Origin of the sequence: Streptomyces sp. NBC_00078, assembly GCF_026343335.1 — a bacterium.
GTDB lineage: Bacteria > Actinomycetota > Actinomycetes > Streptomycetales > Streptomycetaceae > Streptomyces.
The window spans coordinates 7,890,836-7,903,287 of sequence record NZ_JAPELX010000001.1 but is presented as its reverse complement, the minus strand read 5'-3'; the positions used below and the strand labels follow the sequence as shown (position 1 = coordinate 7,903,287).

Sequence of the window (12,452 nt, the reverse complement as noted above, 5' to 3'; positions counted from 1 at the left end):
CCAGAAGAGGACGCGTGACAAGACCATGACCGAGCAGCAGCTGCCCGCCTGGGCAGATCCCTCCGTCTCCCCCTCCGACCTCGACGCCCAGGGCGTGTCCAGGCGACAGCTCATGCGCCGCGCGGGCCTGTTCGGCGCCGCGTTCGCCCTGGGCGGGGCCGCCACCCCGGCGGTCGCCGCCACCGGCCGTGGCCTCGGTGGCCACGACCCGCGTCTGGCCTACCTCGTCGGCGACCACCATGTGCACTCCGTCTACAGCCACGACGCGAAGTACACGTTCTCCCAGCAGGCCGGGGCGGCCGCCAAGTACGGCCTGGACTGGATGGTGTTCAACGAGCACTCCAACTTCGGGCACGCCTCCTACGGCGCCGCGCTGGAGCACAAGGAGATCCTCAAGGCCCGTGCGGACAACCCGCGTCAGCTGATCTTCCAGGGCCTGGAGTGGTACATCCCGGCCGCCGAACACTGCACGGTGTTCGCCGCACCCGGCCCGCACGAGGTCGACCTGCTCACGCAGTTCGAGCTGGCCTACGACGGCAAGCTGCTCGGCTACGACAAGGGCGGCGCCGCCGACACCGACACCGCCCGCAACGAGGCGCACGCCGTCAGGGCGATCAAGTGGCTTGCGGAGCAACGCCGTTCTGGATACGTCGATGACGTCCTCGTCCTCGCCAACCACCCGCTGCGCCTCGGCATCGACTCCCCGCACGAGATGCGCAACTGGCGGGACGCCGCCCCCGAGATCATGATCGGCATGGAGGGTGCGCCCGGTGCCCAGGGCGCGGCCATTCCCGGCTGGCGCGGCAGCACCTCCATCCGCGGTGAGTACGAGAACAAGCCGTCGGCACAGTCCTGGGCGGGCTACCCGGCGGACGCCTACCTCACCTACGGCGGTTTCGACTGGGCGACCGCGACCGTCGGCGGGCTGTGGGACTCGATGCTGGCCGAGGGCCGGCTGTTCTCGATCACCACCAACTCCGACAACCACCGCACCGTCTTCGACACCTGGAAGAACGGCGACTGGCCGGCCGGGCAGAACTTCGACAACACCGGCAAGCTGCCGGACCCGGTGAACACCGACACCCCGCAGCCGGGCAGCGACTTCTGGCCGGGCGAGTTCAGCCGCACCCACGTCGGCGTGACCCGCTACGGCTACCGCGCGGTGATGGCGGGCCTGCGCGCGGGCCGCGTCTGGCTCGACCACGGGCATCTGCTGGACGGGCTCGACGTCCGGGTGAAGCGGGACTGCGACGCCGGCCGGGGCGTCACCCTCGGCGGGCGGCTGCGTGTCCGCAGGGGCGAGAAGATCACGCTGTACGTGACGGTGACGACCGCGTCCCGCCCCAACCCGCAGGGAATCCTCCCCGAGCTGGCGCACGTCGACGTGATCCGGGGCGCGGTGCGTGGCCGGGTGACCGACCGCGACACCTGGAAGGCGCCCGACACCAAGGTCGTACAGACGAAGGACGTGGCAGGGCGGAAGGGGACGTACACCCTGCGCATCCCGCTGACGGCGGGGGACGAGTCCTTCTACGTCCGGCTGCGCGGAAGCGACGGCAACCGTCACGGCGCGGGTTACCTCGGCGCCTCGACCGACCCGAACGGGCCGATTCCGCACGAGCCCGGCAACGGTGACCCGTGGGCGGACACCTGGTTCTATTCGAACCCCGTCTTCGTCGACGTGGCAGGTGCCTGAAGCGTCACCTCGGCGGGCAGGGAGTGGCGAGCCGTACGACCGGCCCGCCACCGTCCCGGCCTGTGACTTCGTGCCGGACCCGTCCTCGTACCAGCAGGTCACGAACTGATCGGACACGTCGTACGGTGGGCCGCATGACCGGTGAAGAGTCGTTGCGGCCCCAGTCCCTGCTGCTGACGTTCCTGGGCGACCAGGTGCTCGGGCGGGACGTCTGCGTGTACTCGGGCAGCGTGATCGACGTCTTCGAGCGCGCCGGAGTCGGCGAGCAGGCGACCCGCTCGACCCTGACCCGGATGGTCAACCGGGGACTGCTGCGCCGCCAGCGCGAGGGCCGCAGGATGTACTTCGGCCTGACCGAGCACTCGATCGCGGTGCTGCGGGACGGCGAGCACCGCGTCTGGCAGACCGGCGCCGTCAACCGGCACTGGGACGGCACCTGGACCCTGCTCGGCTTCTCCCTCCCCGAGTCCTGGCAGCGTCAGCGCCACGATCTGCGCTCCAAACTGACGTGGAGCGGGTTCGGTGCGCTGTTCAGCGGTCTGTGGATCGCGCCGGGCGAGATCGACGTCGCGGAGCTGGTGTCCGAGCTGGGCCTCGCCGCCCATGTGAAGGTCTTCCGGGCGCACGCCGACGCCGGCATGGACATCGGAGCCATGATCGAGGACACCTGGGACCTGTCCGAACTGGCCGCGGGCTACGAGGAGTTCGGGCGCCGCTGGGAGACCTGGGAGAGCCGGCTGCCGGACGCGGACGACGCCCTGGCGCTGCGGCTGCGGCTGCAGGCCGAGTGGCTGCGGATCATCCGCCGTGACCCGCGCCTCCCGGTCAAGCACCTGCCGGACGACTGGCCGGCGGAACGGGCCGAGAAGACGTTCCGGGCGGTGCACGAGCGGCTCACGCCGCTCGCGCGGGAGGCCTCGGAGCGCCTTCTCGACCTGGTGCCGGTCCGCCCGGATCAGGCGTAGAAGCGGGACAGGCTCTGCAGCACGGCCGCGGGCTTCGCACCGCCCTCGATCTCGATCGTGCCGTCCACGGTGATCTGCACTCCGCCCGGCACCTCCTCGACCGCCGCGAGCTTCCCGACCAGGCGGATGCGGGAGCCGGCCTTCACCGGCGACGGGAAACGGACCTTGTTCAGGCCGTAGTTGACCTTCGTGGTGACGCCCTGGACGTCCAGCAGCTCGGTGAACAGCGGGATGAAGAGGGAGAGGGTGAGGTAGCCGTGGGCGATCGGGGCGCCGAAGGGGCCCGCTGCGGCCTTCTGGGGGTCCACATGGATCCACTGGTGGTCGCCGGTGGCGTCGGCGAAGGTGTTGATGCGCTCCTGGGTGACCTCGATCCATTCGCTGGTGCCCAGGTCGCTGCCCGCGAGCTTCTTCAGTTCGTCGATGCCGTTGACGGTGACGCTCATGAAACTGTCCTTCGAGTAGTCAGGAAATGATCAGGAGTTGGTGCCGTAGCGCTTGCGCACGCGGGACTTGAGGAGCTTCCCGGAGGCGGTGCGCGGGAGGTCGTCCGCGAGCACCAGCGACTTCGGGATCTTGTACTTGGCGAGGCGGCCCGCCAGGGAGGCCAGTACCTCGTCGGGATCCACCGAGGCGCCCTCGCGCGGGACGACGACCGCGCGCGGCACCTCGCCCCACTTCTCGTCCGGCACGCCGATGACCGCGACCTCGACGATGTCCGGATGGGAGAGGAGCAGGTCCTCGATCTCGGCGGGGTAGATGTTCTCTCCACCGGAGATGATCATGTCCTTGATGCGGTCGACGATGTGGACGTACCCGTCCTCGTCGACGCGCGCCGCGTCTCCGCTGCGGAACCAGCCGTCGGCGAAGGCGGTGGCCGTCTCTTCCGGCAGCCCCCAGTAGCCGGGCATGACGTGCGGCCCGCGCACGATGACCTCGCCGGTCTCGTCGAGGTCGACGGCGGTGAAGTCGGGACGTACGACGCGTACATCGCTGAAGAAGTGCGGCACGCCCGCCGAACCCGCCTTGCTGATCGCGTGTTCGGCGTCCAGGAACAGGGTGCCGGGGGACGCCTCCGTCATGCCGTAGCCCTGGAGGAAGGTGAGCCCGCGCTCCTGGTAGGCGGCGATCAGCGGCGTCGACACCGGGGAGCCGCCGCAGGTCAGGATGCGCAGGGAGGACAGGTCCGCGCCCGCCCAGCGGGGGTGCCGGGCCACCTGCTCGAACATCGTCGGCACCCCGAACATGAAGGTGATCCGGTGCTGTTCGATCAGGTCGAAGGTGGCGTTCGGGTCGAAGGCCTCGACCAGGACGCAGGTGCCGCCCTTGAGCAGGACCGGCAGCGTCAGCATGTTCAGGCCGGCCGTGTGGAACAACGGCGCGGAGACCAGGGCGCGTTCGTCGGCGATCAGGTCGGTGTCGACGAGGACGTTGATCGCGTTCCAGGTCAGGTTGCCGTGGGTGAGCATCGCGCCCTTGGGGCGGCCGGTCGTCCCCGAGGTGTACATGATGATGCAGGTGTCGTCGGGGACGACCGGCTCGTCGACCGGCTCGGCGGAGGCCGAAGCCAGCGCCTCCTCGTACTCGGCGCCCACCTCGACGTACGTCCGCACGTCGGTGCTGCCCGGCAGTCCGGCCACGAGCCCGGCGTGCGAGGGGCCGTAGACGAGCGCCTTCGCCCCGGAGTCGGCGAGCTGGAAGGCGATCTCCGGGCCCGCGAGGCGGGTGTTGAGGGGGACGAAGACCGCGCCGAGCGTGCCCGCCGCGAACAGGGTCTCCAGGTAGGCGGGGTGGTTGGGGCCGAGGTAGGCGATGCGGTCGCCGCGCCGCACGCCCCGGGCGCGCAGGGCGTGGGCGAGGCGGGTGGTGCGGTCGAACAGCTGCGCGTACGTGAGCGAGGTGCCGCCGTGGATCAGGGCGGAGCGGTGCGGAGTCTTGCGGGCCCGGCGTGCGGGCCACGACCCCAGTCCCTCATTGCGCATCTACGGCCCCTTAAGGCTTGGTCAGCCCGAGCAGACGGGCGGCGTTCTCCTTGAGGATCTTCGGCTTGACCTCGTCCTTGATCGACAGCTTCTCGAAGTCGGCCAGCCAGCGGTCCGGGGTGAGAACGGGGAAGTCGGAGCCGAAGAGGACCTTGTCCTTCAGCAGTGTGTTGGCGTACTGCACGAGCTGCGGCGGGAAGTACTTCGGTGACCAGCCGGACAGGTCGATGTGCACGCCCGGCTTGTGCGTGGCGACGGCGAGGGCCTCGTCCTGCCAGGGGAAGGACGGGTGCGCCAGGATGATCTTGAGCTGCGGGAAGTCGGCGGCCACGTCGTCCACGTGGAGGGGGTTGGAGTACTTCAGGCGGATGCCGCCCCCGCCCGGGACTCCGGCGCCGATGCCGGTCTGGCCGGTGTGGAAGAGAGCGATCGTGCCGGTCTCCTCGATCACCTCGTAGAGGTCGTAGGCCACCGAGCGGTCGTTGGGGAAGAAGCCCTGGATGCTCGGGTGGAACTTGAAGCCCTTGACGCCGTACTCCTCGACCAGGCGGCGGGCCTGCTTGACGCCCGCCTTGCCCCGGAAGGGGTCGATGGAGGCGAAGGGGATGAGGACGTCGGAGTTGGCGGCCGCGGCCTCGGCGACCTCCTCGTTCGGGACGGGTGCGGTGCCGGTCGCGGACTCGGCGTCCACCGTGAAGATCACGGCGGCCATCCTCCGCTCCCGGTAGTACGCGGCCGTCTCCTCCAGGGTGGGCTTGCGCTTGCCCTCGACCTTGAAATAGGCCGAGGAGGCGTCGTGCAGATCGTCGTCCAGGGAGGAGTGCCCCTGGGAGGAGACCTCCGCGTGGGTGTGGACGTCGATCGCGACGAGGTCGTCGACGTTCATGGAGGGAGCCATCACGCCTCCGGGAAGTTGGGTGCCGGGATGCCGACCGACTGGAGCTCCGCGCCCACGGACGTCGGGAAGACGTCGGCCAGGGAGTCGGGGGTCCAGCCGCCGTCCGCGTACGCCGCCTTGATCTCCTGCGGATGCGACCAGAGTGCCACCTTGTCGCCGCCGATGCCGATGGCCTGGCCGGTGATGCCGCGGGCGGCCTGAGAGGCGAGGAAGGGGACGAGGGCGGCGCAGTCCTCGGGGGTGCCGAAGCCCTCGCCCTTGCGCAGGAAGTCCGGGAAGGGCTTTCCGTTCTTCAGCGCTTCCACGTACGGGGCGAAGGCGGGGATGGTCTCGGTCATCGCGGTCGCCGCGACCGGCACGATCGCGTTGACGGTGATGTTCGCGCGGCCCAGCTCCATCGACCAGGTACGGGCGAACGCGGCGATGCCGGCCTTGGCGGCGGCGTAGTTCGTCTGGCCGAAGTTGCCGCGCTGGCCGGCCGGCGAGCCGACCAGGATCAGGGTGCCGCCCTCGCCCTGCTCGCGCATCCGGACGGCGGCGGCGCGGGCGCAGGTGAAGGTGCCCTTGAGGTGGGTGGTGATCACCGCGTCGAAGTCGTCGTCGGTCATCTTCCACAGCACCTTGTCGCGCAGGATGCCGGCGTTGGTGACCAGGATGTCCAGGCGTCCGAACTCCTCGACCGCCCGGCCGACCAGCCGCTCGGCGGCCTCGGTCGTCCCGACCGGTACCACCTCGGCCACGGCGGTGCCGCCGGCCTCGGTGATGGACTTCACGGCCGCCTCCGCCACGGCCTCGTCGATGTCGTTGACGACCACGGAGGCTCCGTGGGCGGCCAGGGCGTGCGCATAGGCGAGGCCGAGGCCCCGGCCACTGCCGGTGACGACGGCGACCTTGCCGGAGAGATCGATGCTGGACACGGGTGGAGTCCCTTCACATGGGGTGCGGTCACACGAGGTGCGGTCGCACAGGGTGCGGTCATACGAGCGTGTGGTGACGAGCACCGGGGGTGCGGCTACGAGATCGAAGCTAAGAGCAATAATTGTTGACGTCAATAGTTGTTGGAGACCTCAGGGTGCGACATGCTGGAATCCGTACCGAGAGAACGCCCCCTGCGGGGCCGAGACCAGGGAGCCCGCCATCACCCGCCAGCACGCCGAGAACGCAGCCTCGATCGACGCGGACGAGCCATGGATGCGCGGCCTGCACGCGGACACCGGCTATCTGCTCTACCGCCTGGGCATCCGCTCCGGGCAACTGTTCAACGCGTCCCTGCAGGAGTCGGGGCTGCGGCTGCGCCACTACGCGGTCCTGCGTTTCCTCGCCACCTCCGAGGGCGCCCTGCAGCGCGAGCTCAGCACCCGGCTCGGCTACGACCCGAGCGCGATCGTCGGCCTGGTCGACGACCTGGAGAAGCTGGGCTTCGCCGAGCGCCGCCCCTCCCCCGACGACCGTCGCAGCCGCATCGTCGCCCTGACCGCGGACGGCCGCACTTTCCTGCAGGGCAGCGACGAGGCGGGGCAGCGCGTGACGAACGACCTCCTGGCCCCGCTGGACGCGGCCGAGCGGGAGACGCTGCACGCACTGTTGCTGCGGATCACGGAAGACGGACCCAGCTAATGTTGTGCGATTCATTGACGCCCGACGAATAAGTGCCTAACTTCACCGTGGCTTCGTCCCGCACCCCCCACCGGAAGGGACCCCCGTTGAAAATCCGCATCTGCCTCACCGCGCTGACCCTCACTCTGGGCGCGGCCGCCGCCGTGCCCGCGCACGCGGCCGACGACACCCACGTCAAGGGCCAACTCCCCTCGGGCGCCGCGTACTTGATGGACATACCCGCCGGCTGGAACGGCACCGTGCTGCTCTACAGCCACGGCTACAGTGCCGTCGGCCGGCCCAACCCGGCGCAGGACTCCCCCAGCCCCGCCACCCGCGACAAGCTGCTGGCCGAGGGCTACGCGCTCATCGGCTCGTCCTACGCCACCAACGGCTGGGCGGTGACCGACGCGGTCCCCGACCAGCTCGCCACCCTGGACCTGTTCACGGAGAAGTTCGGCACGGCCCGTCGGACGATCGCCTGGGGCACGTCGTACGGCGGGCTCGTCACGACGACCCTCGCCGAGCGGCATGCCGGCCGCTTCGACGGATCGCTGTCGATGTGCGGGCTGGTGCAGGGCGGCGTCGCCAACTGGAACAGCACCCTCGACCCGGTGTTCGCCCTGAGCACGCTGCTCGCGCCCGGCGAGAAGATCCCGCTCACCGGTTTCGCCGACCAGGCGGCCGCCGTCGCCGCGGCGAACACGCTCGGCTCGAAGACCACTGCGGCCCAGAAGTCGCCCGAGGGCCGCGCCCGTATCGCGCTCGCCGCCGCCCTGCACAACATCCCCGGCTACAACGACGCCGCCCAGACGAAGCCGGGCCCGACCGACTGGGACGGCCAGGAGGCCAACCAGTACCCGGCCGTCAACGGGCTGGTGCAGCTGCCCGCGTTCAGCTGGCGGCAGGAGGCGGAGAGCCGGGCGGGCGGCAACATGGCCTGGAACACCGGCGTCGACTACACCGCGATGCTGCGCCGGTCCCCGCTGTACAAAGAGGTGACCGAGCTGTACAAGGAGGCGGGACTGTCCTTGGGCACCGACCTCACGGCCCTGAACCGAGCGCCCCGGATCAAGGCCGACCCCGCGGCCGTGCGGTGGATGCGCCACACCAGCGTCTTCACCGGCCGGCTCACCGACCCCCAGCTCGACATCCACACCACCGGCGACGCCCTGATCCCCGTCCAGGCCGAGAGCGCCTACCGGCGCGCCGCCACCGCGGCCGGCGCGGGGCGGCTGCTCAGCCAGGCGTACGTCGACGGGCCCGGGCACTGCGCCTTCAGCACCGGCGAGATGCTCGGCGCCCTGCACACCCTGGAGCACCGGCTGGACACGGGCCGCTGGGACACCTCACCCGAGACCCTCAACTCCCGTGCCGCGCGGGAGGACGCGACGACCGACCCGCGCTATGTGAACTACCAGCCGGCCGGCTACCCCCGTCCGTACGACCTCGCCCACCCGGGAGACGCCCGGCCATGAGCCTCCGCTCCGCGCCCGACCGGCTGCTGTCCGTGCTCGCCGCGTTCGACCACGAGCACCCGGCACTGTCTTTGACGGACATCAGCCGGCGGGCCGGGCTGAGCCTCACCACCGCCCACCGGCTCGTGGCCGCCCTGACCGACTGGGGCGCCCTGGAGCGGGACGAGTCGGGCGTCTACCACGTCGGGCTCAGGTTGTGGGAGGTGGCGGCGCTCGCCCCGCGCGGCCTCGTGCTGCGGCAGATCGCGCTGCCGTATCTGGAGGACCTGTACGAGGCGACCCACGAGAACGTGCAGCTGGCGGTGCGGGACGGCGACGAGGTCGTCTACATCGAGTGGCTGTCCGGTCGCAGCGCCGTCGGCGTGCACATCCGCGTCGGCGCGCGCTGGCCGCTGCACGCCACCGGGGTCGGGCTCGCGCTGCTGGCGCACTGCGGTCCGGCGTTCCAGGAGGAGTACTGCTCGGGCGGTCCCCTCACCTCCTTCACCCCGCACACCATCACCGAGCCGGTGCGGCTGCGCCGGGTGCTGGCCGAGGTACGGCGCACGGGAGTTGCGGTGAGCAGCCGTCAAGTCACCGACGACGCCCTGTCGGTGGCCGCCCCGGTACGCGGACCCGGCGGCGCGGTCCTCGCCGCGGTGTCGGTGGTCGTACCGCAAGCCGAGGCGCAGGTACCGGCGTTGATACCGGCGGTACGGCTCGCGGCACTCGGCATCTCGCGGGCGCTGGGCTGGCGACCGGCCAAGGAACCGTAGAACCGGCCCGCCTGCGCTCCCCCGGGCCCCGGATATCCCCCACACCGGCGAGGCCCAGCGCGCACACCCGTCGTGATAGCAATCCCACGCCACCCCCACAAGGGGCGCGGGGAACTGCGCGACCAGCCACAACACACCCGCAGACGACCGACAACACATCACGGCCCTACGGCGGATCCGCACCGCCACAACCCACCAAGCACTCAGGCCGGCAGGCCGGCCCGCATCCGGCGATCCCGCGGTGCCTCCTTGCGGTCCAGGCGGGAGTCCAGGAGGCGGCGAGCCGCGTCGCAGCGGCCCGCCGACACCAGGGCGTACAGCAGGGTCTCCTCGACGACCTCACGCTGAGCCGCGCTGCCGCCGACGCGGCGCAGCACCGGCAGCAGCGCGTCGAGTCCACGCGCCGCCTCGTGGAAGCGCTCCTCGACCAGCGCGGCGAACGCCTCGCACAGCGGGACGATGACCTCCCGCTGCACCTCGTCGGCACCGGAGGCGTGGTCGCGCAGCCGGTGCAGGGCCGGCAGGTCCCCGGCGGCGGCCAGGGCGACGGCGGCGTGCAGGGCGGTGAAGGCGGTCGCCGGCCGTTCCAGTACGTCGTGCGCGACGGTGTCCAGGACGTCCGCGGCGGGCAGTTCGCCCAACCAGCTGTCGCTCAGCCGGGCCCGCCACAGCAGCGACCCCGAGTCGACCAGCGCCCGCACCCCGGTCACCACCCGTCCCGGCGCGAGCTGGGCGAACCACCGCCTGCGCACCGCCGCCGGATCGTCCAGGGCGAGTTCGTGCAGGGCGATGTGCCAGGAGAAGTGGGCCCGGTGGACCGCGCCCCGGCCCTGCCCGGCCACCCAGCCGTCAAGCCAGTCCCGGCCCGCCTGGTGCGCGCCGGACTCGTAGTGGACGTGGGCGAGCGCGTGCACGGCATGCCCGGAGGCGGGCTCGGCGGCCAGGGCGCGGTGGGCGAGTTCGCCGGCCTCGTGCAGCCGGCCCTGCTCCTGCCGGAGGAAGGCAAGCAGCGAGGTGTGGAACCAGTGCCCGTCGTGGGCCGCGGACGTCCGCTCGACCAGCCGCAGGGCCCGGTCGCCGTCAAGGTCGGTGACCCCGGAGAAGGCGATGGTCGGTACGGCGGCGGCGAGCGCGAGCGCATCGCCCGGGTACGCGTCGAGGTGTCGTACGAGGGCCCCGCCACCCCCGTCGGCACAGTCGCCGTGCACCCGGCGCGTGACCACGTCCACGAAGGACCGCTCCCGCTCGTCGGCCCGTTCAAGGGCGGACCGCTGGGCCTCGGCGAGAGCGCGCGGGACGTCGACGTCGGCGCCGCACTCGTGGCCGAGCAGGGCGAGGGCGGCATGGCCGAGAGCGAACCCGGGGTCGAGGCCGACCGCTCGGGCGAAGGCATCGTCGGCGCCGGCCCGTACCTTGAGGACCCGGTCGAGGCCGCTGCGATAGGCGGCGGCCGCCTCGGCGTGGGTGCTCAGAGGAAGCCCGTGTCCGTCGACGGGACGACGGGAGGGGCGGGATGCGCGCGTCAGCGGGGCGAGCAACTGCCGTGCCAGGGCGGCCGCCTGGACGCGGATCTCGGGGATCGCGGTCGTCTCCCACAGTTCACCTCGGCGCGGGGCGCCCAGGGTGAACAGCGGGCGTCCGGCGCGTCCTTCGGCGTCCAGCAGCCGCCCGTCGCGGGTGGCCACTCCCATGCCGAGCGGGCCGGGCACGGCGGCACCGGACGCGAGCAGTGAGCGCCACAGGGGATCGTCGTAGCGGCGTCCCGGCCCCGTACAGTCGATCACCCAACCGACGTGCAGAGTCCGGCCGTTGGAGAGGGTGACCACGAGCAGGCCGTCGTGCTCCGCCGCGTCCGTCACGGTACCCGAGTGGATGCCGAGCCGGCGTGCCGTACGGGCCCGTGAGACGGACTCGGCGGTGGCGGGGGCCATGCGGTGGCGGTGGGTGTTCCACAGAGCGCCCTCGCGGGCGACGAACTCGGCGCGGTCCTCGGGGGTGAGGCTGTGCCACAGGCGGGTGGTGTGCGGGCGCAGGCTGTCGAGGGCGGGGCGCCAGTCGCCGTGGGTGCGTACGGAGCGGCTGATGTGGCGGTAGACGGCCCGGCGCAGTCGGCCCAGCGAGGTGTCGTCGAGGCCCTCGGGCGGACTCATCGGGCCGGCCGGGGTGAGCGCGTGCGGCTGGGGCAGCAGGCCGCTGCGGGAGAGGGCGTGAACGGTGCGGCCGGGGCGGTCGAGGGTGAGGGCGAGGTCGACGGCGGTCAGGCCGGTGCCGACGAGGAGGATGTCGGCGGTGTCGGAGCGAGGGCCGTCGAGGGCGCCCGTGCTCCAGGGTGCGGCGACGAAGCGGTCCGAGGCGCGCAGGGCGGGCGGGGCCCAGTCGGCGGAGGGGGCCGCGGGACCGGTGGCCAGGACGGCGCCGTCGGCGGTGAGGTGTCCCCCGTCGGCGAGGTGGAGGTCCACCCGGCCGTCGGGGGTGTCGGTGCAGCTGTCGGCGCGGGTGCGCAGCCGTCGTACGGAGACCGTCCCCTGGGCCCGGACGATGGCCTGCGCGAGGGTGTCGGCGAGGTAGGCGCCGTAGCGGTAGCGGGTGGCGAAGTCGGCCGCGGTGACGGCCGGTTCGCCGTGCCGGCACAGCCAGCGGGTGAAGTGGCCGGGGTCGTCGGGGTAGCAACTCATGCCGCCCGCAGGCACGTTGAGGCGGTGGCGTGGGTCGCGTGTCGCGTACGCGGTGCCGCGGCCCGCCTCCGGTGACGGGTCGAGCAGGACGAGGTCGAGCGGTGTCCGGCGGCGCGTCGCCGTCTCGCAGAGCTGGACGGCGGTCAGTGTGCCCGCCGCACCCGCTCCGACGACGGCCACGGTGTGCGTGTGCGGCTCGCGGACTTCGGTCACGTATACCTCCGGCGATGGTCGGTCGTCGTTCCCTGCTTTCGAACTGTTCCGACCGGGGAGGTGGGGAAGCCACGCCGTGACGGGGAACTCAGCGGATGCTCAGGGCCCCGGCCGGGCCGCTCATACTCTGTTCACAAACCCTGGGGCCGGGACAACCGTGGTTTCGGGCCTTCTCAACCCGAGCGGTGGCGCGC

The 12,452-nt window shown here is 71.8% G+C and carries 10 protein-coding genes; 5 read left to right on the top strand and 5 right to left on the bottom strand.

The annotated features are described in order from the left end of the window. Positions 1 to 25: 25 nt before the first annotated feature. On the top strand, positions 26 to 1,696 hold the full coding sequence (locus OOK07_RS36685) for a histidinol-phosphatase (RefSeq protein WP_266800784.1): 1,671 nt from the start codon (positions 26 to 28) through the stop codon (positions 1,694 to 1,696). A 134-nt stretch (positions 1,697 to 1,830) separates the two neighbouring features. Further along, on the top strand, positions 1,831 to 2,661 hold the full coding sequence (locus tag OOK07_RS36680; protein ID WP_266686434.1) for a PaaX family transcriptional regulator: 831 nt from the start codon (positions 1,831 to 1,833) through the stop codon (positions 2,659 to 2,661). Here OOK07_RS36680 and OOK07_RS36675 read toward each other — a convergent pair. The 4 genes from OOK07_RS36675 to OOK07_RS36660 are packed head-to-tail and all read right to left on the bottom strand — an operon-like array spanning position 2,652 to position 6,458. Continuing rightward, a complete protein-coding gene (locus OOK07_RS36675; RefSeq protein ID WP_266686433.1) occupies positions 2,652 to 3,107 on the bottom strand; it encodes a MaoC family dehydratase in 456 nt (151 codons plus the stop codon). The two genes, OOK07_RS36680 and OOK07_RS36675, sit on opposite strands and share 10 nt — an antisense overlap. Before the next feature lie 30 nt (positions 3,108 to 3,137). Beyond that, positions 3,138 to 4,643: an o-succinylbenzoate--CoA ligase gene (gene menE / locus OOK07_RS36670; RefSeq protein WP_266800783.1), complete on the bottom strand. Its 1,506-nt coding sequence runs from the start codon at positions 4,641 to 4,643 to the stop codon at positions 3,138 to 3,140. 10 nt (positions 4,644 to 4,653) lie between these two features. Continuing rightward, positions 4,654 to 5,529, bottom strand: a complete 876-nt coding sequence (locus OOK07_RS36665; RefSeq protein WP_266802177.1) for an amidohydrolase family protein — start codon at positions 5,527 to 5,529, stop codon at positions 4,654 to 4,656. An 11-nt stretch (positions 5,530 to 5,540) separates the two neighbouring features. Further along, the gene (locus tag OOK07_RS36660) at positions 5,541 to 6,458 is read right to left on the bottom strand and encodes an SDR family NAD(P)-dependent oxidoreductase (protein WP_323178153.1); all 918 of its coding nucleotides are present in this window, start codon (positions 6,456 to 6,458) and stop codon (positions 5,541 to 5,543) included. Between the two features lie 274 nt (positions 6,459 to 6,732). Here OOK07_RS36660 and OOK07_RS36655 point away from each other — a divergent pair, with 274 nt between their 5' ends. The 3 genes from OOK07_RS36655 to OOK07_RS36645 all read left to right on the top strand — a co-directional run bounded on the left by OOK07_RS36655 (position 6,733) and on the right by OOK07_RS36645 (position 9,370). Next, a complete protein-coding gene (locus tag OOK07_RS36655) occupies positions 6,733 to 7,158 on the top strand; it encodes a MarR family winged helix-turn-helix transcriptional regulator (protein ID WP_266686430.1) in 426 nt (141 codons plus the stop codon). Between the two features lie 92 nt (positions 7,159 to 7,250). Next, a complete protein-coding gene (locus OOK07_RS36650; RefSeq protein ID WP_266802173.1) occupies positions 7,251 to 8,615 on the top strand; it encodes a DUF6351 family protein in 1,365 nt (454 codons plus the stop codon). Next, complete coding sequence (locus tag OOK07_RS36645) at positions 8,612 to 9,370, top strand: IclR family transcriptional regulator (protein WP_266800782.1); 759 nt, start codon at positions 8,612 to 8,614, stop codon at positions 9,368 to 9,370. The genes OOK07_RS36650 and OOK07_RS36645 overlap by 4 nt, the downstream gene beginning before the upstream one ends. A gap of 203 nt (positions 9,371 to 9,573) precedes the next feature. Here the strand turns inward: OOK07_RS36645 and OOK07_RS36640 are convergent, their stop codons facing one another. Beyond that, on the bottom strand, positions 9,574 to 12,258 hold the full coding sequence (locus OOK07_RS36640) for an FAD/NAD(P)-binding protein (RefSeq protein WP_266800781.1): 2,685 nt from the start codon (positions 12,256 to 12,258) through the stop codon (positions 9,574 to 9,576). Between the last annotated feature and the right edge of the window lie 194 nt (positions 12,259 to 12,452).

Bases quoted from the DNA above. Each gene is read 5' to 3' on its own strand.
- OOK07_RS36665 (WP_266802177.1), bottom strand. From the start codon at position 5,529: ATGAACGTCGACGACCTCGTCGCGATCGACGTCCACACCCACGCGGAG.
- OOK07_RS36680 (WP_266686434.1), top strand. From the start codon at position 1,831: ATGACCGGTGAAGAGTCGTTGCGGCCCCAGTCCCTGCTGCTGACGTTC.
- menE (WP_266800783.1), bottom strand. From the start codon at position 4,643: ATGCGCAATGAGGGACTGGGGTCGTGGCCCGCACGCCGGGCCCGCAAG.
- OOK07_RS36655 (WP_266686430.1), top strand. From the start codon at position 6,733: ATGCGCGGCCTGCACGCGGACACCGGCTATCTGCTCTACCGCCTGGGC.
- OOK07_RS36675 (WP_266686433.1), bottom strand. From the start codon at position 3,107: ATGAGCGTCACCGTCAACGGCATCGACGAACTGAAGAAGCTCGCGGGC.
- OOK07_RS36645 (WP_266800782.1), top strand. From the start codon at position 8,612: ATGAGCCTCCGCTCCGCGCCCGACCGGCTGCTGTCCGTGCTCGCCGCG.
- OOK07_RS36685 (WP_266800784.1), top strand. From the start codon at position 26: ATGACCGAGCAGCAGCTGCCCGCCTGGGCAGATCCCTCCGTCTCCCCC.